Origin of the sequence: Helicobacter pylori, assembly GCF_003637685.1 — a bacterium.
Taxonomy (GTDB): Bacteria; Campylobacterota; Campylobacteria; order Campylobacterales; family Helicobacteraceae; genus Helicobacter; species Helicobacter pylori_CJ.
Genome location: NZ_MVWW01000009.1, coordinates 13,055 through 31,531, shown reverse-complemented (window position 1 = coordinate 31,531; position 18,477 = coordinate 13,055). Strand labels below are relative to the sequence as shown.

The following is an 18,477-nucleotide window of genomic DNA, read 5'->3' as shown; positions in this document are numbered from 1 at the left end:
GCATGCTGGCTTTAGAAATTTATATTGATATTTGTTTGAAAGACGCTTTAATAGATTATTTGTTTGAAAAAGGCTTTGATGATTTTTTTTATGTGGAATGCTATAAATACGCCGCTTCTTCGCTGCTTTTAAGCCAAAAAGAACAGGTGAGCGGGCGTAAAGACTACGCTAAATTCAAGCTTTTTTTAAGCGAGGAAGTCGCTTTACCTCTAGCCCAAGCGTTAAAAAACCAGTTCGCTTCTAAAGAAATGAAATTGTTTTATTCTCAAACGCATGGGTTGTAAAACGCATGCATTAACCAAACGAAATTCTAAGTAAAAATATGCTATAACACCAATAAAGGAGCTAAGATGTATGCTGTAACTTTTGATCTTGACACCAATTGCTTGAATGAAAACGGAGTGAATCTGTCAAAAGTTTATTCTGATATTCGTAAGTTCATGGAACAACACGGCTTTAAATGGCAACAAGGTAGCGTGTATTTTGGCGATGAGACCATCAACGCTGTTACTTGCGTCGCTACGGTGCAAATTCTAGCCAAACAAATACCATGTTTTGCGGATTGTGTTAAAGATGTCAGAATGTTAAAAATAGAAGAAAACAACGATTTGATGCCGGCTATTAAAATCGTTCTATAAGCATGGCTTACTTGCGAGTTTTGACAAACAAGACAAGAGGATCTCACGCTATTTGACGCAATCAAAAATCATTCATTTTTCAATATTGATTGAGTCTAATCCGTAAAAATCAAGTATAATACCCACCATTAAATGGTGTTAGGAGCTTGTAATGGTTTTTATTCTTAAAAATTCGCTTTCTCTCTCTCTAGTCAGCCGTTTTATCTTTTCACCCCCATATAAACCCATACCCACATAAAAATATAAATTCCATACAGCCCTATCCGTTTTTGGGGATTTTTGCGTTTTATTTAAATTTTAATATAAAGGATTGATGATGTCTTTACGTGCACAGACGAATTTTGTAAAGTTTTTAGAACAGGTTTTAGAAGTTTTAAAAGAAGTGGAGATTGATAAAACAGAATGCTTCACGCTTTTAGAAAGTGCTCAAAAACAACAGCTTATCATACCCGTTGTGGGGAATTTTAGCGCAGGCAAAAGCACGCTGTTAAACCGCTTTTTAGGCAGTAGCGTTTTGCCTACGGCTATCACGCCAGAGACTTCTTTAGCCACTGAGTTGCACTATAGCGCGAATGAACGCATAGAGGCTTTTTCAAACAATGATGAAAAAGCAGAGAGTTTTGAACTGAATGAGCAAAGTTTTGAAGTCATTAAAGACAACGCGGCTAAGTATTCCTACCTTAAGGTTTATTTGAATAATGAAGCCCTAAAAGATAGCGCGCCCTTAGTGTTTGTGGATATGCCGGGGTTTGATAGCCCTAATTCAAACCACACCCATGCCATTTTGGAATATTTAGAAAGGGGCGTGCATTTTGTCATTCTCACAAGCGTAGAAGAGGGCAACCTCACTAAACGCATGGTTAGGGAGTTGAAAAATCTTTTAGAGTTTGATAAGGGTCTTAGCTTTATTTTGAGTAAAACGAATTTAAGGACGCCCTCGCAAGTGGAAGAGATTTCTCATTATATTGAAGATCAAATCCAAGATCACCTTGATTTGACAACGCGCCTTATCCATTCCAATAAAGACAATAACGCTCTTTTAGAGGTAGCGGACAAAATAGACGCTGAAAAGCTTTTTAGCGCTTTGTATTTGAAACGATTGAAATTTTTAAATTCCCAGTTACAAAACAGCCTAAAAAGCGTGATGGAAAGCTTTGATTACTCTAAAGAAAAGGCGTTAGAAGAAATACAAGCGTTGGATTTGGGCGTTAAAGACATTGAAAAAACCTATGAAAAATTAAGGGCTAATTTAGAAGAAGAATATTCTAGCGTGGCTGTGGGATCGGTGGTTAAAAAAGTAGTAGAAGAGGTCAGGGAGCAAAAATCCTATTTAGCCTCTTTAATCAACAAGCCTAACGAGTTCAATAGCGAAATAGAAAGCATCATGCAACAAAGCTTGATCAAAAACGCTAAATTAGAGATTGAAAAGATCAACCTTTCTTTTTCAAAAGATTTTTGCGCGGAATTTGCAAGCTTGAACAACACGTAGCTTTCTAGCGGTTTTTCTGTAAATTTAGAGCATGGCCTTGAATTAGGGATCAATGCTTTAAGCGTGATCTTAGCCAAGAATCCGGTTACAAGACCCTTCGCGCTGATCTTGCAAGGGTTAAAACCTCTTTTAAAAGATTTATTGACTTTGTTGCCTAATATCATCGCTTCATTCTTTAGAAACGAGGAAAAAGAGCGGGCGAAATTAGAAAATCTGATTGAAGCAAAAGTGATACCAGAGGTTCAATACAACCTTAAAAAAGTTTTACCGGGCTTGTTTAATGAATGCTTGGAAAATTCCCTAAAAGGTTTAAAAGATCGGTGCGAACTGGAAATCACGCATAAAAAACAAGAAATCGCGCTCGCTCAAAAAGAAAAAGAAAAACACCTAAACGATCTAGAAAATCAAAAACAAATCTTAGAAAACAAGATCAACGCTTTAAGCGATCTAGAACAACAATATTTAAAGGATTAATAATGAACGCTCAAGAACTCATCAAAAAAAGCACTCTAATTGAAAAAACGCTACAAGAACAAGGCTTGCAAGAAAGAGCGAGGCCTTTTATCAGCGAAAACGCTGTGATCAAAACCGAAGAGTTAGAGAAAACGCTAAAAGAAATGCAGGCTGAAGGTAGGGATCTTAAAGTCGGTATCATCGGGCGCGTGAAAGCGGGTAAAAGCTCGCTCTTAAACGCTTTGATTTTTGAAGGTGTAGAGGTTTTACCCAAAGCGGCAACGCCCATGACCGCTAGCCTTACCATTTTAAAATACGCCGAGACCATGAGCGCTGAAGTGGAGTTTTATAGCCAAAAGGATATTGCAGAGCTTAAAAACGAACATGAAAGGTATGTAAGGGAGTTTGACAAAATTGTTGATGAAGAAGTCAACAAACAAAAAGAAAAACAAAGTCTTTCAAACAGAGCTAAAGAGGGATTTAAGAATTTTGGCAAAGCGTTTGGCAGAAACAAAAGCGAAGAAGCACCCAAAGAGAGGGTTTTAAGCGATGAAGAAATAGTAAAAAGGGCTGAAAGGATCGCTAAAAGCGAGTTAGAAAAGGATACGAGGCTCGTTTCATCATACGATCAATACGGAAAGATGAAACAAAGCGGTTTGCTCAACACGGAAAAATTAGATCCGCGCATTCAAGCCAACAGCTTACAAGAGCTGAATCAAAAATTGCTCCAATTCGTGGGCGCGGACGGGAAGTATATGCCCTACACTAAAGCGGTGCAAATTTCTTTGAATAACCCCAATCTTAAAGATTTGGAAGTGATTGACACCCCGGGAGTGAACGATCCGATTGTCTCAAGAGAAGAGCGCACCAAAGCCTTATTGAAAGATTGCGATGTGGTGTTTATTGTAAGCCCTTCTAGTCAGTTTTTAACGGGTAGCGATATGGATTTATTTGACAGGGTTTCTAATAAAGAAGGCACTCAAGAAATTTATTTTGTGGCAAGCCAAGCCGACAGCGCTGTTGGCTCTATGAGTGTAGCGGAAAAATCTTGCCAACACCTCCCTACAGCCTTAGAAAACGTGCAAAAATCCCTTTCATCTACATTAAATAATATCATGGGAGCGTTGATTAAAGATTACCCCAACCAACAAGAGATTTTTGAAAATGCGAAAAAAAATGGCGTCATTCTGGCTTCAGGGACTTGCTTTAGCATGTATAAAGACTTTAACAACCAAGCTTCTTGGGAAAGAAATAAAAAAACAGAAGAGTATCACAATGCCTTACGGAATTTAAAAGATTTTTATCCTGACGCTTTTAGTAGCGATGATAAGTCTAAAGAAAGCTTACTCCTTTTAAGCAATATGGGCGCGATTGAAGAGTGTTTAAAAAAGCCGCCCAAGAGAAAGAAAAAATCATGTCTCAAAAATTGCAAAATTATGCAGAGAACCAAGCAAACAACCTCCATTCATTCATAACGCAGTTGTTGCAAGATTTGGAAGAAGAAAAAAAGAGGGTTAAAAGCGCTGACATTAGTGCTATCAAAAAACAAATAGAGGTTTATGAAAAACTCTCTGGTAACATTGAAATGAAGTTTAGGGAAGCGTATGAAGAATTTATCTTGCATTTCATCAACAATATTAGAGTTAGATTGGAAGAAACATTGAAGAAAGCTATCCAAACGGCTAAGGTGGGCACTAGAAAAGAAGAGGAAGAAGTAACAGAGCGTTACACTGAAAGAGTGAAGCAAGGCGGTGCTTGGGGGAGCTTTAAAAGGAATTTTTTGTTTTGGGCTGATGATGATGTGGGCTATGAGGAAGTAGAGCACACAAGAGATGTGATGACCATTAAAGCCGGAGCGGTGCTTGATTATTTGACAGAGATGCATGAAAGCTGCGAAAGGGCTTTGAATGACAGCGCTCGTTCTTTTAAAGTCGTTTTCAAAAAAGAACTCTACGCTAAAGTCTTTTCTCGATTGTGCGAAATCATCTCTGATGATTTGATTGATGAGATGGCTTTCAAAAGAAGCGTGATGGCTGTCTTGGATCGCATTGAATTTAAAGAGTTTGATTACACTGATAAGCTTCCTAGCGAGATAAGGGGGAAAACAGGCTTTTTAAAAGGCGATGAAGCTAATGCTTTCATACAAAGCGTGGGGAATTATGTGAGGGATTTTGAAGATGAGGCTAAAAAAGATGTGAAAGGCTATATCCAAGTTTTAAGAGAGACTTTAGAAAGGCAAAATTTCGCCAGCGATACGCTTCAAAAACTTAAAGAAAACATGCAAAATTTGCACAATCAAGTGCAAAACAAAGAGCAATCCATCGCTCAATTAGACGCACAAATCCACGCTTTAAAGGGGATCCAATGAGCATTAATTTTTTTAATGGTATTTTTAGTGATAATAGCAAGGCTGAAAACCACCACAATACAGAGGGGTTAAAAGAACGCTACGATCTAATCGCTCGTATTTTAAACGCCAAAACAAACAATGAAGGGCTAGAAGAATACCAGCAAATCTTAAATAACGAGTTTTTAGAGTTCGCTAGCGGCGTGGATTCGCTCAAAGAAAAGGAAATAGCGTTACTGATGCTTCAAGAAATCCAAAAAGAATTGCAATTGGTAGCGGGCTACCCTAGTTTGTTCCAAAAAACCATTGTTGCGGTGGGGGGAGGGTTTAGCGCGGGCAAATCCACTTTTTTAAACAACTTGTTGGGCTTGAAATTAAAACTTCCTGAAGACATGAATCCCACCACAGCTATCCCCACTTATTGCTTAAAGGGTCAAAGAGAAGTTTTAATGGGGTTTTCTCAAAATGGGGGCATGGTGGAATTACCTAATCTCGCTTTTGATCATCAGTTTTTAAAATCCCTTGGCTTTAATTTGAAAGAAATCATGCCTTTCATGCTTTTGAGCGCTCCTAGCGTGCCTTTTGAATTTTTGTGCTTCATAGACACGCCTGGCTATAACCACGGCAATCAAGGCTATACGGGTGGGGACAAAGAAGCCTCTAAAGAATCCCTACAACACGCCAAACACATTTTATGGCTCATTAGTTGCGAGCGTGGGGATATTCATAAAGATGATTTAGAGTTTTTGCAAGAATTATACGAAGAAGAAGGCAAACAGGTTTTTATCGTATTGAGTAGGGCTGATAGGCGCACCAAAAGCCAATTAGAAGAAGTCGCTAAACAAATTAAAGAGACTTTAGAGAATAATGGCATTGAATTTTTAGGGATTGGCGCTTACAGCGCTACAAGGTATCAAGAATACAAAGAATTCAGCGAAAAAAGCAAAGTTTTTAACTCGCTTGAGGAATTTTTAATGAAGTTAAATCAAAGGAGCGAGAAACAAAACGAAATTTTAGAATCTTTATACGAGGTGCATTCCATGTATGAAAAGGCTATTAAGCAAGACGCTAACCGATTCAAACGCTACCAAAAGGCTTTGCATTCTGTCAAACTGGATTTGATGCAAAAAGGCTTTGATGATTTTAGCGATGCTACTTTTAATAAAATTCAATCGCTCAACAACGAATTTTCTGAGCAAGAACAATCCAAAAGAGAGAATTTAGCGCGATTGAACGAAATGATTGACTTGTTTAAAGAAAGCATTGATAAGGTTTTTGATCGTGTGAGCGCTTTCACTTTTGAAAAATACAAAGAACAAAACGACGACGAAGAGGACGATGAGGCAAACTACAGAGAATTTGAAGAAATCAAAAAAATGGCGCTGTATTTTAGGGATCACAGTTTGTTTTACTTGGATTGGTATGAATTGAGCCAAGAAGATGTTCAAGGGCAAAGCGAAAATGTGGATTATACTAATGAATTGCTCCAACTGCACTACTCTTTAGAAAATTTGCAAACGCTTAGGGAATTTAAAGAAGAAGAGAACAATGTCTATCAAGAGTGCTTAAACGATGAGGAGCTTCAAAACGATTTGCGGGAGTGGAGGGATTTAAAAAACACACCGGAAGAAATAAACCGCCGAGAGTTTGAGGAGATCAAAAAAATGGTGTTGTATTTTAGGGATCGGTGCATGTTTTTCTTGGATTGGTATGAATTGAGTGAAGAAGAGATCCAAAAATATAGAGATTTGATGGATTACAATAATGAATTTCTCCAACTAGACTATTCTTTAAAAAACTTGTCAAGGCTTAAAAGATTTAAAGAAAGAGATGAGAAAGTTTATCAATCTGATTTAAACGATGAGAAGCTTCAAAATAATTTGCGGGAATGGAGGAGGTCAAAAAATTCACAAAATAACAATAAAGCTTTCAATACGAATGATACGAATTTATTTGAAACTATTCGGGCAGTTATTGCTGAGCAGTTGAACATAGATGTATCACAAGTTACGCCAGAAGCGAAATTTGTGAAGGATTTGGGTGTGGACTCTTTAGATATCGTGGAATTAATCATGGCGTTAGAAGAAAAGTTTGGCATTGAGATTCCTGATGAGCAAGCGGAAAAAATCGTCAATGTGGGCGATGTAATGAGATATATTGAGAAACAACTAATTTAACGCTTTTTAATTTTAAAATATTATTCAATATGTATATGTTTTAATCAAAGACAGCGTTTTGAATGTAAGGGCTATTTTAAACTTATTATTGTAAAATGGTGAGTTTTACAATCAATGAGATTAGGAATTTAATGGAAATTGCAATATTTGGTGGCGGGGCGTGGGGGAGGGCTTTAGCCTTTGCTTTTGGAGAAAAAAATGAAGTGAAAATCATTTCAAGGCGCGATCTAAACGAGCCGTTAAAAAAGCTCAATGACGCTTTAATTTCTAAAGGTTCTGCCCCCATAGAGCAAGTGGATTTACAAAGAGGCTTAAAAGCAGCGCTCTATGTGATCGCTATTAGCGTGCAGCACTTAAGGGAATGGTTTCAAAACGCTTCTTTACCCAAAAACGCTAAGGTTTTAATCGCCTCTAAAGGGATAGAGGTGTTAAATAAGGCGTTTGTGAGCGAGATCGCAAAGGATTTTATCGATCCTAACGCTTTGTGTTTTTTAGCGGGTCCTAGTTTTGCGGCTGAAATCATTCAAGGCCTGCCTTGCGCGTTAGTCATTCATTCTAATAATCAGGCTTTAGCGCTAGAATTTGCCAATAAAACCCCCTCTTTTATCAGAGCCTACGCCCAACAAGACATTATAGGGGGTGAAATCGCTGGCGCATATAAAAATGTGATAGCCATTGCGGGGGGGGTTTGTGATGGCTTGAAATTAGGCAATAGCGCTAAAGCGAGTTTATTGTCTAGAGGTTTAGTGGAAATGCAACGCTTTGGGGCGTTCTTTGGGGGCAAGACAGAGACTTTTTTGGGGCTTTCTGGGGCTGGGGATTTGTTTTTAACCGCTAATTCTATTTTATCTAGGAATTATCGTGTGGGTTTGGGGCTAGCCCAAAACAAGCCTTTAGAGGTGGTTTTAGAAGAATTGGGCGAAGTGGCTGAGGGGGTGAAAACGACCAACGCCATTGTGGAAATCGCTAGAAAATACGGCATTTACACGCCCATTGCGAGCGAATTAGCCTTGCTTTTAAAGGGTAAGAGTGTGCTAGAGAGCATGAACGATTTGATCAGACGCGCTTAAAGGAGAAAGCATGCAAGATTTTTCAAGTTTATTATTAAAATTACAAGAGTATTGGAAAGATCAAGGCTGTTTGGTGATCCAGCCTTATGATATTCCTGCAGGAGCCGGGACATTCCATCCGGCCACGCTTTTAAGGAGTTTGGATAAAAAGCCGTGGAATGTGGCGTATGTCGCGCCCTCTAGAAGGCCTACTGATGGGCGCTATGGGGAAAACCCTAACCGCTTGGGGAGTTATTACCAATTCCAAGTTGTTATCAAGCCAAGCCCTTCTAATATCCAAGAAATGTATTTAAAAAGCTTAGAAGTGTTAGGGATAAACCTTAATGAACATGATATACGATTTGTAGAAGACAATTGGGAGAGTCCGACTTTAGGGGCATGGGGGCTTGGCTGGGAAGTGTGGCTTGATGGCATGGAGGTTACGCAATTCACTTATTTCCAGCAAGTGGGGGGCATTCCTTGTAGCCCTATCCCTGTGGAAATCACTTACGGCTTAGAAAGATTAGCGATGTATGTCCAAAAAGTGGAAAATATCCTAGAGATTGAATGGGCTAAAAAGGATAATGACAGCGTGCGTTACGCGCAAGTGCATTTAGAAAGCGAATACGAATTCAGCAAGTATCATTTTGAAATAGCGAGCGTAACAAGGCTATTAGAAATGTTTAAAAACGCCCAAGCCGAAGCCTTGCATTGCTTAAAAAACAAGCTCCCATTACCGGCTTATGATTTCGTGATGCTATGCTCGCATTTTTTCAATATTTTAGACGCCAGAAAAGCGATTTCGGTGGCTGAAAGGCAAAATTATATTTTACAAATCAGGGATTTAGCCAAAGGGTGTGCGCTTCTTTATAAAGAGCAAGAAGAAGAGAGAGAAGAGCGCCTGAAAAACGCTCTAACAAAGGCTTAAAATGGCGTTAGTTAAGGAAGTGTTGGCAGTTTTGAGCCGCCTTTCGCCTTTTGAACTCCAAGAATCGTGGGATAATAGCGGGTTGAATGTGGGGAGTGAAAACCATGAATTTAGCGAGATTGTCGCATGCTTAGAAATCACGCTTCAAATCGCTCTAAACGCGCCACAAAACGCCCTAATCATCACGCACCACCCTTTAATTTTCAAGCCCTTAAAAACGCTAAATTATGAGACTTATCCGGGGAATATTTTAAAAATCCTAATCCAAAAAAACATTTCAGTCATCAGCATGCACACGAATTTTGACAAAACGCATTTAAACAAGCATTTCGCACGCGCGCTTTTAGGGTTTGATGGCTTGATGGAAAAAGGCCTTATGTTAGTGAAAGAAAACGCCAATATAGAATTTGATGCACTTGTAGAAAGGATTAAATCTTCTTTAGGGGTGGGACAATTAGCGTGTGTCAAAAGTTCTCAAATTATTAAAGATTTAGCGTTTGTGTGTGGATCGGGGGCGTCCATGTTTTCTTCTTTAAAAGCGCAAAGCTGTTTGATTACAGGCGATGTGAAATACCATGACGCTATGATCGCTCAATCTTTAGGGATAAGTTTGATTGACGCCACGCATTATTATAGCGAAAGGGGTTTTGCGCTCATTGTGGCTGAAATTTTGCATTCTTTTGATTATTTGGTTACAATAGAGAATTTTAAAAACCCCTTGCAAATCATTTAAAGGAAAGCGATGAACACACACCTCAAACAATTGATTGAAATTTCGCATTTGGATAAAGAAATTGACTCTTTAGAGCCGTTGATCAGAGAAAAACGGAAAGACTTGGATAAAGCCTTGAATGATAAAGAAGCTAAAAATAAAGCGATTTTGAATCTGGAAGAAGAAAAATTAGCCCTAAAATTACAGGTTTCTAAAAACGAGCAAACCTTACAAGACACGAACGCTAAAATCGCCAGTATCCAAAAGAAAATGAGCGAGATTAAATCCGAAAGGGAGTTGCGCTCTTTAAACATTGAAGAAGATATTGCTAAAGAACGATCCAGTCAAGCCAACAGAGAAATTGAAAACCTGCAAAATGAAATCAAGCACAAAAGCGAAAAACAAGAAGTTTTGAAAAAGGAAATGCTAGAGCTTGAAAAATTAGCGCTGGAATTGGAAAATTTAGTGGAAAACGAAGTCAAAAACATCAAAGAAACCCAACAGATCATCTTTAAAAAGAAAGAAGAACTCGTGGAAAAAACCGAGCCTAAAATCTATAGCTTTTATGAAAGGATTAGAAGATGGGCGAAAAACACGAGCATCGTAACGATCAAAAAACAGGCTTGTGGGGGTTGCTTTATTCGGTTGAACGATAAGATTTATACTGAAGTGCTAACGAGTGGGGACATGATCACTTGCCCGTATTGCGGGCGTATTTTATACGCTGAGGGCGTGCATGAAAGTAACGCTCAACCTCCAAAAGAAAGCCAACCAAAAGAAAGCCAAGAAGAAAGCCAAGAATCTGTTTGATTGTTTAAGTTTTTCTACCTTTTATGTTTGACTTTGGGGCATCTTTTTTGTGCGCCTTTCATCTTGCTTTTGAGTTTTAAAGAAAAATACCGCCATTCTTTAAAGGCTCGTTTTTTTCTCAAAGACAATCTTTTAAAAAGCGAGCCGATTTTTTGGTTTCATGCATGCTCTTATGGGGAGGTCAAATCTTTAGAGCCGATCATTCAAGCTTTAAAAGAGCCGATTTTAATCAGCGTTACCACTCATACCGGCTTTGAATTAGCCGCTCAAACTTACCAGCACTCTCAACATATAGAAGTGCGTTACCTGCCTTTTGAAACCCTATTATTCGCATGGGAAAAAAACTTAAAACGCTTGAAAACTTTGGTGGTTACAGAAGCGGAATTGTGGTTTAATGTGTTTGATACGGCTCAAAAATTAGGAGCAAAAACCATGCTCATTAACGCTAGGATCAGCGTTCGCTCTTACCCCAAGTACCAGCGTTTTTCTTTCTTTTATGCGCTTTTATTCAAACGCATTGATTTGATTTTAGCGCAAAGCAAGGACGATCAAAAGCGCTTGTTGAATCTAGGGGCTAAAAAAGTGGTGGATTTTTTGAATATCAAGCGTTTTTCAAAGCCTGTGATCACTTCGTTTTACCCTAAAAACCCAAGCGCTTTAAACATTGTTTTAGCCAGCACGCATGAGAGCGAAGAGGAATTAGGGTTAAAAGCGTTTTTAGAATTGAAAAAGACTTTTAAAAACGCAAGGCTCTTTATCGTGCCGCGCCACCCCGAGCGTTTTAAAAGCGTGCAAGATTTATTGCAAAATACCTTAAAAACGACGCCTTTTAGTTTGGAGTGTTTTTCTTCAAAGGGTTTTGTGGAATGCGATATTTTGTTAGTGGATAGCTTGGGGGAATTGAATAACTTCTATGCGATCGCTGATATTGTCATTTTAGGGGGTTCGTTTGTCAAAATGGGGGGGCATAACCCTTTAGAGCCGGCGTTTTTTAATACGCGCCTAATCACAGGGGAGCATCTTTTCAACCAAGTGGCGTTGTTTGAATTAGTCAAGCCTTATAAAATCGTTCCAAAAGAGGATCTGTTAGACGCTCTCTTAGATTACAAAAATTTAGGCGTGGCGCGTTTTTTAGAAAATGGGCATGATTTAAACGAATTGCTCGCATTCATCAAACATTAAAAAAATAAAGGATAAACATGGAAAAAGCCTACAAATTATTGAGTATTCAAGAAAACATTTCGCATAAAAAAGCCAAATCTTTGATTGATTTGGGGTTAGTGAGCATAGGGGGGAAGAAATTGAGTGTTGCCAGAAAGGAATTACCCCAAAACACGCGCTTTAATGTCCAAAAAATTGAAAAACCCAGCGTAATCTTTGAAGATGAAAACATTCTAGCCCTTTTTAAACCCCCTTTTATAGAGAGCTATGATTTAGTTTCTTTTTTCAAAGGTTGGGCACTGTTGCACCGCTTGGATAAAGAAACAAGCGGGGTGATTTTATTGGTGAAAGAAAATTCAGAATTCCATTTAAAAGCTAAAAAGGCTTTTAAAGACAGGGCGGTTAAAAAGGAGTATTTAGCGATCGTTCAAGGGATTGTAGAAGAAGAGCGAGAAATCAACGCTCCTATTCTTACCATTAAAACCACTAAAGCGTTCAGTAAAATCTCTAAAAAAGGGCAAGAAGCGGTTACAATCATCACGCCCTTAAGAATCATCAATAAAAAAACCCTTTTAAAAGTGGGGATCAAAACCGGAAGAACCCACCAGATCAGAGTCCATTTAAAGCATATCAACCACCCCATTATAGGCGATACGCTTTATAATAACGAGCCAGGTTCCGCCAAACGATTGATGCTCCATGCGCATAAAATCGCGCTGTTAGGGTATGAATTTGAAGCGATCGCTCCTAAAGAATTTGAATTTTAAGGATGAGCATGAACGCTTGGAATACGATTTATGAACGATTTAACCCCATCGCTTTTAGTCTTGGCGGTATTGAAGTGCATTGGTATGGTTTGGCGTATGCGTGCGCGATTGTTGTCGCATTTTACATGGCGTTAAGAATGATCCAAAAAGATCCCAAGCGATTCCCCATTGAAAGGAAGGAATTTGAAAGCTATTTTCTATGGGCGGAGCTTGGCATTGTGCTAGGGGCAAGGATAGGATACATTCTTATTTATGAGCCTAACTCTGGCTATTATTTGACGCATTTTTGGCAAATCTTTAACCCTTTTGATAGCCATGGGAATTTTGTAGGCATTCGTGGGATGAGCTATCATGGGGGGTTAGTGGGGTTTTTGATCGCTTCGTATCTTTATAGCCGTAAGGATTTGAAAAAGCTTTTGATTTATTTGGATTTGATTGCGATCAGCCTGCCTTTAGGGTATGTTTTTGGGAGGATTGGGAATTTTTTAAACCAGGAGCTTTTTGGGAGAATCGTCCCCAAAGACAGCCATTTAGGGCAGATCATAGGCATTATGGTGGATAACGAGTTGCGTTATCCCAGCCAATTGATTGAAGCGTTTTTAGAGGGGGTTGTCGTGTTTTTTATGGTGATGTGGGCTAAAAAACACACCAAAACGCATGGGTTGCTTATCGTGGTTTATGGCTTGGGGTATTCCTTGATGCGCTTTATTGCGGAGTTTTACAGAGAGCCAGACAGCCAATTAGGGGTTTATTTTTTGAATTTGAGCATGGGGCAGATTTTAAGCTTGTTTATGGTAATTGTTTCGTTAGGGATTTTATTGTATGCTACGAAAAATTCTAAAAAAATAAAGGAAGAATAATGAAATTTTTGGATCACGAAAAAAGAAGACAATTACTGAACGAACGCCATTCTTGCAAGATGTTTGACAGCCATTATGAGTTTTCTAGCACAGAATTAGAAGAAATCGCTGAAATCGCCAGGCTATCGCCAAGCTCTTACAACACGCAACCATGGCATTTTGTGATGGTTACCAATAAGGATTTAAAAAAACAAATTGCAGCACACAGCTATTTCAATGAAGAGATGATTAAAAGCGCTTCAGCGTTAATGGTGGTATGCTCTTTAAAACCTAGCGAGTTGTTACCGCATAGCCACTACATGCAAAATCTCTATCCGGAGTCTTATAAAGTTAGAGTGATTCCGTCTTTTGCTCAAATGCTTGGCGTGAGATTCAACCACAGCATGCAAAAATTAGAAAGCTATATTTTAGAGCAATGCTATATCGCTGTGGGGCAAATTTGCATGGGCGTGAGCTTAATGGGATTGGATAGTTGCATTATTGGAGGCTTTGATCCTTTAAAAGTGGGCGAGATTTTAGAACAGCGTATCAATAAGCCTAAAATCGTGTGTTTGATCGCTTTGGGTAAGAGGGTGACAGAAGCGAGCCAAAAATCAAGAAAATCAAAGATTGATGCAATTACTTGGTTGTGATTAAACGAAATCAAAAATTTTTTAACTATAATCAAACCTAAATTAAAGTTTAAGGGGTGGTATTTTGTTTAAAAGAATGGTTTTAATCGCTCTTTTAGGGGTGTTTTTAGGCGTTTCCTTGAGCGCTAAGAGTCTTTTGAGAGATGATGGGATTTTAGTCTCTGATTTAAAGGGCATGAAATCAGAATTGTCTGATGCTCCTGCTTGGGTTTTTGAAGACCCTAAAGTCCCCTACGAAGAAATGGGCGTGGCGTATATCCCTGTCAGTAACAAGTACTTAGGGATTGAGCAAGCGACCTTAAACGCTAAATTGAGCCTGATCGTGGTTTTTCATGAAATCATGTTGAAGTATAAAAAACGCTTCATGGAGCAATTCCATGAGTCTGAGCAAACGGCTACGAATATCAGCTACGCTATCTATAATTACCTAGCGACTAAGATCCAGGTATCTGACACTTACACGAATTTAAAATCTGAGGTGGCTGTGGTGAAAATCAAGCTAGTGGGTTGCCAGATTGAGCAAATCAAAAGGTATTTAAGAGCGAGCGTTGAAAACCTTAACGATAATGAAATCGCCTACATCGCTAAGGTCGCTCAAAAAGAATTCGGTAGCGTTTGCGCGTTAAGGTAGTTTTATAGCATTCTAGCGAGCATGTTTAGGGCATGCTCTACGCTTTTATTTTGAATGCTTTCTCTATTGCCTTCAAAAAAACAGCGATCAATGAAAGCTTGAGATCCTAATCTTTGTGCACCAATATAAATCGTGCCTACTGGATTAGCCTTACTCCCTCCATTAGGGCCAGCCACCCCACTGATCGCCAGCGCTAAATCCACTTTAAAATTTAAAAACACGCCTAATAGCATTTCTTTCACGCACTCTTCGCTATAAACCCCAAAGACTTTTAAAGTCGTGGCATTGACTTTCAACAATTCGCGCTTAACCTCTTCACTATAACACACAACACCCCCCATAAAAACCGCTGAAGCCCCGCTAATGGAAGTGAATGCATGCGATAATAACCCCCCAGAGCAGCTTTCAGCCACCGCCATTTTTAAACCTAAAGATTTCAAGCGCTCTATTATAGTGTTTGCGCTTTTTTTGTTATCGTCTAATTCCACAATATTAGAGTTAAAAAGCGTTTGAAGATAAATTCTCGCTTGTTCTACATTCTCGCCTTTTAATTCAATGCCATCTTCTTTGACTTGAGCGGTGATTTTCAATCGTTCCAATTCCTTTTCAATCAAAATAAAACCGCTCTCATTATCCATATTCAAAAATTTAAATTTCATCTTTAACCTTTCAAAACCCTAAATTCAGCGTGCGCCATAATTCTTCCACTTCTTCTGTTTCTAAATCAATCGTGCTTTGAGTGCGAAAAAAAGCTTGGATTTTTTCTAAATCCAGGCTTTTAGCTTTCAAACAAGAGGGGTGCGCTAGAATAAACCCTTGCGCCAAAGCGACAGAACGCTCTAATTTTGCATCGCATAAAAAACAAGAATTGTAACTTTGCAAGCGCCCTTCAAAATTCAAAAGGACTGCATACATTTCTAAAATCACTCTTAAGGGGTGCTGTTTGGAGAGTTTGCTAGCCCCATCATCTAAAGTGTCAAAATAGATGCTATCCAAAGAATGCACGCCTTCTAAATGTTTGAACAAAAGAGCGCAAAAGCGTTGCCAAAAAAACAAGCGTTCCATTTCTCTTTCCCAAATATAGCCTAAATGCAAAATATTCCTTAATTTGGGTAAAAATTTATCATCGTTTTCTTCTTCAAAATCAATTTTACGCCCCACATTCAGCACGCTGTGGCGTTTGCCATAGAAACGGTAGAGGGTTTTGAGCTGGTTTTTGGTTAAAATGCGCACGATCAAATCTTCATCTCTTATGCTTTGTGTTTGTAAAAGAAACCCTTGCATCACTACTCTTAAGCTAATTTGGTTTATTATAAGCAAAACTTGGATACAATCCTAATAAAACTGCAAAATTAAGGAAAAACATGGGATTTGCAGATTTCTTTAAAAATTTTAAGATCAATAAATTGCGGACAACACCAAGTAAGGAAGAACAGCCAAGCCATTGGGTGAAATGCCCTAAATGTTATGCGTTAATGTATCATAAAGAAGTGTTTGGCAAATACAGCGTGTGTTTGAAATGCCATTACCATTTCCGCATGAATGCGACTGAAAGGATTGAATTTTTATGCGATGTGGGGAGTTTTGAAGAGTTTGACAAACACTTACGGCCTAATGATCCTTTAAATTTCGTGGATAAAGAGAGCTACAAGCAACGCATCAAAAAATACGAAAAAAGGACTAACCGCCCAAGCTCAGTGATCAGCGGTGAGGCTAAAATCAACCGCATGCCTTTGCAGATCGTGGTGTTTGATTTTAGTTTTATGGGGGGGAGTTTAGGCTCTGTAGAAGGCGAAAAGATTGTAAGAGCGATCAATCGCGCGGTCGCCAAAAAAGAAGCGTTACTGATTGTTTCAGCGAGTGGGGGGGCTAGGATGCAAGAATCCACTTATTCGCTCATGCAAATGGCTAAAACGAGCGCGGCTTTGAACCGATTGAGTGAGGCTAAACTCCCTTTCATTTCGCTCTTAAGCGATCCCACTTATGGGGGCGTTAGCGCGTCTTTTGCTTTTTTAGGGGATCTCATTATCGCAGAGCCTGGGGCGATGATAGGTTTTGCAGGACCTAGGGTGATTAAACAAACCATAGGGGCGGATTTGCCTGAGGGCTTTCAAACGGCGGAATTTTTATTAGAGCATGGCTTGATTGATATGATTGTGCACAGGAAGGATTTGAAGAAGACTTTGAGCGATTTGATCGCTATGATGACGCATAAGACTTCAAAGATTTTTTAAAGTTTTAAGATTGATGCGTTGCGTGGTGTATTCTATCGCTAAAAATTCGCCCCTAGATTTGGTGAAAAGCTATCAAAAGCAATGCAAGCGATTTGATTGCGAGCTAGAGTTAGTGGATTTATTCCCTAAAAATACCGCCAACGCTCAAAAAGTTTCTAAAGAACTCGCTCAAAAAAGCTACTCTCTAGCCTTTGAGCCGTATTTAAACCCTAAGGCAAAAAATATTGCCTTACACCCTAAAGCTCAAAGGGGCGATAGCTTTGCGTTTAGTAAAATGTTAGAAAATCATCTTAATATTAATTTTTTTATCGCTGGAGCGTATGGGTTTGAAGAAAATTTTTTAAAGGATTGTCAAGCTTGGAGTTTGAGCGAGATGACTTTTAGCCATGAAGTGGCTAAAATTGTCTTATGCGAGCAAATCTATAGGGCTTTAAGCATTATTTTTAAGCATCCATACCACAAATAGGAGGTGCGCATGCGTTTTTACATTATCTTTACATTTTTGTTTATTGTGGGTTTTGGTGTGTTTGTTTATAGTATTGATCCGCAAGCTTACGCCTTTAATTTAGGGAGTTACAGCTTTAATTTTCCCATTGCGGTATGGCTTATGGGCGTTTTAGGCATGTTCGCTTTTTTTTCATGGGTTTTTTTATTCAAGCACAATCTCAGCCACAAAATCCGCTTATACCATGAAAAAAGGGATTTTGACAAATTGCTCAAACAAATCCTGTCTCAAGACACCCAAAAGACTTTTTTAAAAACGAAATTTAAAAGCGATCTCGCTAAAAACCTCTCTCAAATCTTAGCCCGCTATGATTTAAAGGCTGATTTAAACACGCCAAATAGCGGGTGCGAAAAAGTGGATAACCTTTTTAAGCATTACCACAATATAGAAAATAACACCCTTGAGCCTAAAGATCACGCTAAGCATTCGTTAGCTTATGAGCATGCTTATTTTTCTAAACGCTTGAAGGCTTTCATTCATAACGATTTAAAAAACGCCTTTGAAGTTTTAACAAACGCGCAAATCCCTTTGGAATTACGCCGCTACGCTTTTATAGAAATCGCCCAAAAAGGCAGCAAAAAAGAGGTTTTAAAGGCTTTGAATACGATGCAAGATAACTTGGACAAAGAGTGCGTGAAGTCTTTTTTAAAAGCCTTTTTTGAAAAATCTTTAAACACAGACACTTTAAAAATTTCAGAGCTTTGCAAAAAGGTGGGTTATGACAAGAATGATTATTTAAAGCTCGCGCAAAAAGCGCAAAAATTTCTTGTTCCTGATCAATGGTTCCAGTTTTTTGAGATTTTAAGCCAAGAAGACGATAAGGCGCAAAAAGCCTTTTTATTCGTGTTGTTAGAATTAGAAATGAACGATCTCGCTAAGGAGCATCTAGCGGTTTTATCTTTTGAAGAATACATGCTTTTAAACGCTTACATGGATTTGAAACAAGAGCATAAAAAAGCCTATAAGTTAGAAGCGTTTTTGTAGGGGGTTTGTTTGGCTTCATATTTTTTTAGGGCAGATAAAAATAGATGGTTGCAAAAAATTCAAGAAATGGGCTAATGGAGTCGCTTTTAGCGCCAAATGA

The 18,477-nt window shown here is 38.7% G+C and carries 17 protein-coding genes and 2 pseudogenes; 17 read left to right on the top strand and 2 right to left on the bottom strand.

Annotated features, from left to right (window positions below; genetic code table 11):
• Positions 1 to 2 precede the first annotated feature (2 nt).
• From EAL44_RS06780 to EAL44_RS06710, 14 genes and pseudogenes are all read left to right on the top strand, one after another.
• Positions 3 to 284, top strand: a complete 282-nt coding sequence (locus EAL44_RS06780) for a DUF3240 family protein (RefSeq protein ID WP_000880326.1) — start codon at positions 3 to 5, stop codon at positions 282 to 284.
• A gap of 66 nt (positions 285 to 350) precedes the next feature.
• Positions 351 to 638, top strand: coding sequence for a virulence factor (locus EAL44_RS06775; protein WP_000271461.1), 288 nt, complete (start codon positions 351 to 353; stop codon positions 636 to 638).
• A 316-nt stretch (positions 639 to 954) separates the two neighbouring features.
• Positions 955 to 2,601, top strand: a pseudogene (locus tag EAL44_RS06770) (dynamin family protein).
• Between the two features lie 2 nt (positions 2,602 to 2,603).
• Positions 2,604 to 4,948, top strand: a pseudogene (locus EAL44_RS07865) (dynamin family protein).
• The gene (gene acpP, locus EAL44_RS06755) at positions 4,945 to 7,104 is read left to right on the top strand and encodes an acyl carrier protein (RefSeq protein WP_121076142.1); all 2,160 of its coding nucleotides are present in this window, start codon (positions 4,945 to 4,947) and stop codon (positions 7,102 to 7,104) included. The pseudogene EAL44_RS07865 and the gene acpP overlap by 4 nt, the downstream one beginning before the upstream one ends.
• A gap of 131 nt (positions 7,105 to 7,235) precedes the next feature.
• Positions 7,236 to 8,174 carry an NAD(P)H-dependent glycerol-3-phosphate dehydrogenase gene (locus EAL44_RS06750; protein WP_121076139.1) on the top strand — a complete coding sequence of 313 codons (939 nt, stop codon included), beginning with the start codon at positions 7,236 to 7,238 and terminating at the stop codon, positions 8,172 to 8,174.
• Positions 8,175 to 8,184: 10 nt separating this feature from the next.
• Positions 8,185 to 9,081 carry a glycine--tRNA ligase subunit alpha gene (gene glyQ / locus EAL44_RS06745; RefSeq protein ID WP_121076136.1) on the top strand — a complete coding sequence of 299 codons (897 nt, stop codon included), beginning with the start codon at positions 8,185 to 8,187 and terminating at the stop codon, positions 9,079 to 9,081.
• A gap of 1 nt (position 9,082) precedes the next feature.
• On the top strand, positions 9,083 to 9,814 hold the full coding sequence (locus EAL44_RS06740) for a GTP cyclohydrolase I (protein WP_121076133.1): 732 nt from the start codon (positions 9,083 to 9,085) through the stop codon (positions 9,812 to 9,814).
• Between the two features lie 9 nt (positions 9,815 to 9,823).
• The gene (locus EAL44_RS06735) at positions 9,824 to 10,603 is read left to right on the top strand and encodes a zinc ribbon domain-containing protein (protein WP_121076130.1); all 780 of its coding nucleotides are present in this window, start codon (positions 9,824 to 9,826) and stop codon (positions 10,601 to 10,603) included.
• Complete coding sequence (gene waaA / locus EAL44_RS06730; RefSeq protein ID WP_121076125.1) at positions 10,604 to 11,785, top strand: lipid IV(A) 3-deoxy-D-manno-octulosonic acid transferase; 1,182 nt, start codon at positions 10,604 to 10,606, stop codon at positions 11,783 to 11,785.
• A 17-nt stretch (positions 11,786 to 11,802) separates the two neighbouring features.
• On the top strand, positions 11,803 to 12,531 hold the full coding sequence (locus tag EAL44_RS06725; protein WP_121076122.1) for an RluA family pseudouridine synthase: 729 nt from the start codon (positions 11,803 to 11,805) through the stop codon (positions 12,529 to 12,531).
• Positions 12,532 to 12,539: 8 nt separating this feature from the next.
• The gene (gene lgt, locus EAL44_RS06720; RefSeq protein WP_121076119.1) at positions 12,540 to 13,391 is read left to right on the top strand and encodes a prolipoprotein diacylglyceryl transferase; all 852 of its coding nucleotides are present in this window, start codon (positions 12,540 to 12,542) and stop codon (positions 13,389 to 13,391) included.
• The gene (gene rdxA / locus EAL44_RS06715) at positions 13,391 to 14,023 is read left to right on the top strand and encodes an oxygen-insensitive NAD(P)H-dependent oxidoreductase RdxA (RefSeq protein WP_121076116.1); all 633 of its coding nucleotides are present in this window, start codon (positions 13,391 to 13,393) and stop codon (positions 14,021 to 14,023) included. Before lgt ends, rdxA begins: the two co-directional genes overlap by 1 nt.
• Positions 14,024 to 14,087: 64 nt before the next feature.
• Positions 14,088 to 14,654 carry a hypothetical protein gene (locus EAL44_RS06710; protein WP_121076113.1) on the top strand — a complete coding sequence of 189 codons (567 nt, stop codon included), beginning with the start codon at positions 14,088 to 14,090 and terminating at the stop codon, positions 14,652 to 14,654.
• Positions 14,655 to 14,656: 2 nt separating this feature from the next.
• On the opposite strand, the gene EAL44_RS06705 is transcribed toward EAL44_RS06710, so the two are convergent.
• Together EAL44_RS06705 and recO are read right to left on the bottom strand one after the other, a co-directional pair.
• A complete protein-coding gene (locus EAL44_RS06705) occupies positions 14,657 to 15,313 on the bottom strand; it encodes a CinA family protein (protein WP_121076109.1) in 657 nt (218 codons plus the stop codon).
• Positions 15,314 to 15,323: 10 nt separating this feature from the next.
• The gene (gene recO / locus EAL44_RS06700) at positions 15,324 to 15,938 is read right to left on the bottom strand and encodes a recombination protein RecO (protein ID WP_162970395.1); all 615 of its coding nucleotides are present in this window, start codon (positions 15,936 to 15,938) and stop codon (positions 15,324 to 15,326) included.
• Positions 15,939 to 16,018: 80 nt separating this feature from the next.
• On the opposite strand from recO, the gene accD reads away from it, so the two are divergent.
• Genes accD through EAL44_RS06685 form a run of 3 tightly spaced genes read left to right on the top strand, consistent with a single transcriptional unit; the run spans position 16,019 to position 18,377 of the window.
• Positions 16,019 to 16,888, top strand: a complete 870-nt coding sequence (gene accD / locus EAL44_RS06695; protein WP_000505071.1) for an acetyl-CoA carboxylase, carboxyltransferase subunit beta — start codon at positions 16,019 to 16,021, stop codon at positions 16,886 to 16,888.
• A 13-nt stretch (positions 16,889 to 16,901) separates the two neighbouring features.
• Positions 16,902 to 17,354 (top strand): 23S rRNA (pseudouridine(1915)-N(3))-methyltransferase RlmH, encoded by a 453-nt coding sequence (gene rlmH, locus EAL44_RS06690; protein ID WP_001203847.1) that lies wholly within the window; start codon positions 16,902 to 16,904, stop codon positions 17,352 to 17,354.
• A gap of 9 nt (positions 17,355 to 17,363) precedes the next feature.
• The gene (locus tag EAL44_RS06685) at positions 17,364 to 18,377 is read left to right on the top strand and encodes a LapA family protein (protein ID WP_121076105.1); all 1,014 of its coding nucleotides are present in this window, start codon (positions 17,364 to 17,366) and stop codon (positions 18,375 to 18,377) included.
• Positions 18,378 to 18,477 lie beyond the last annotated feature (100 nt).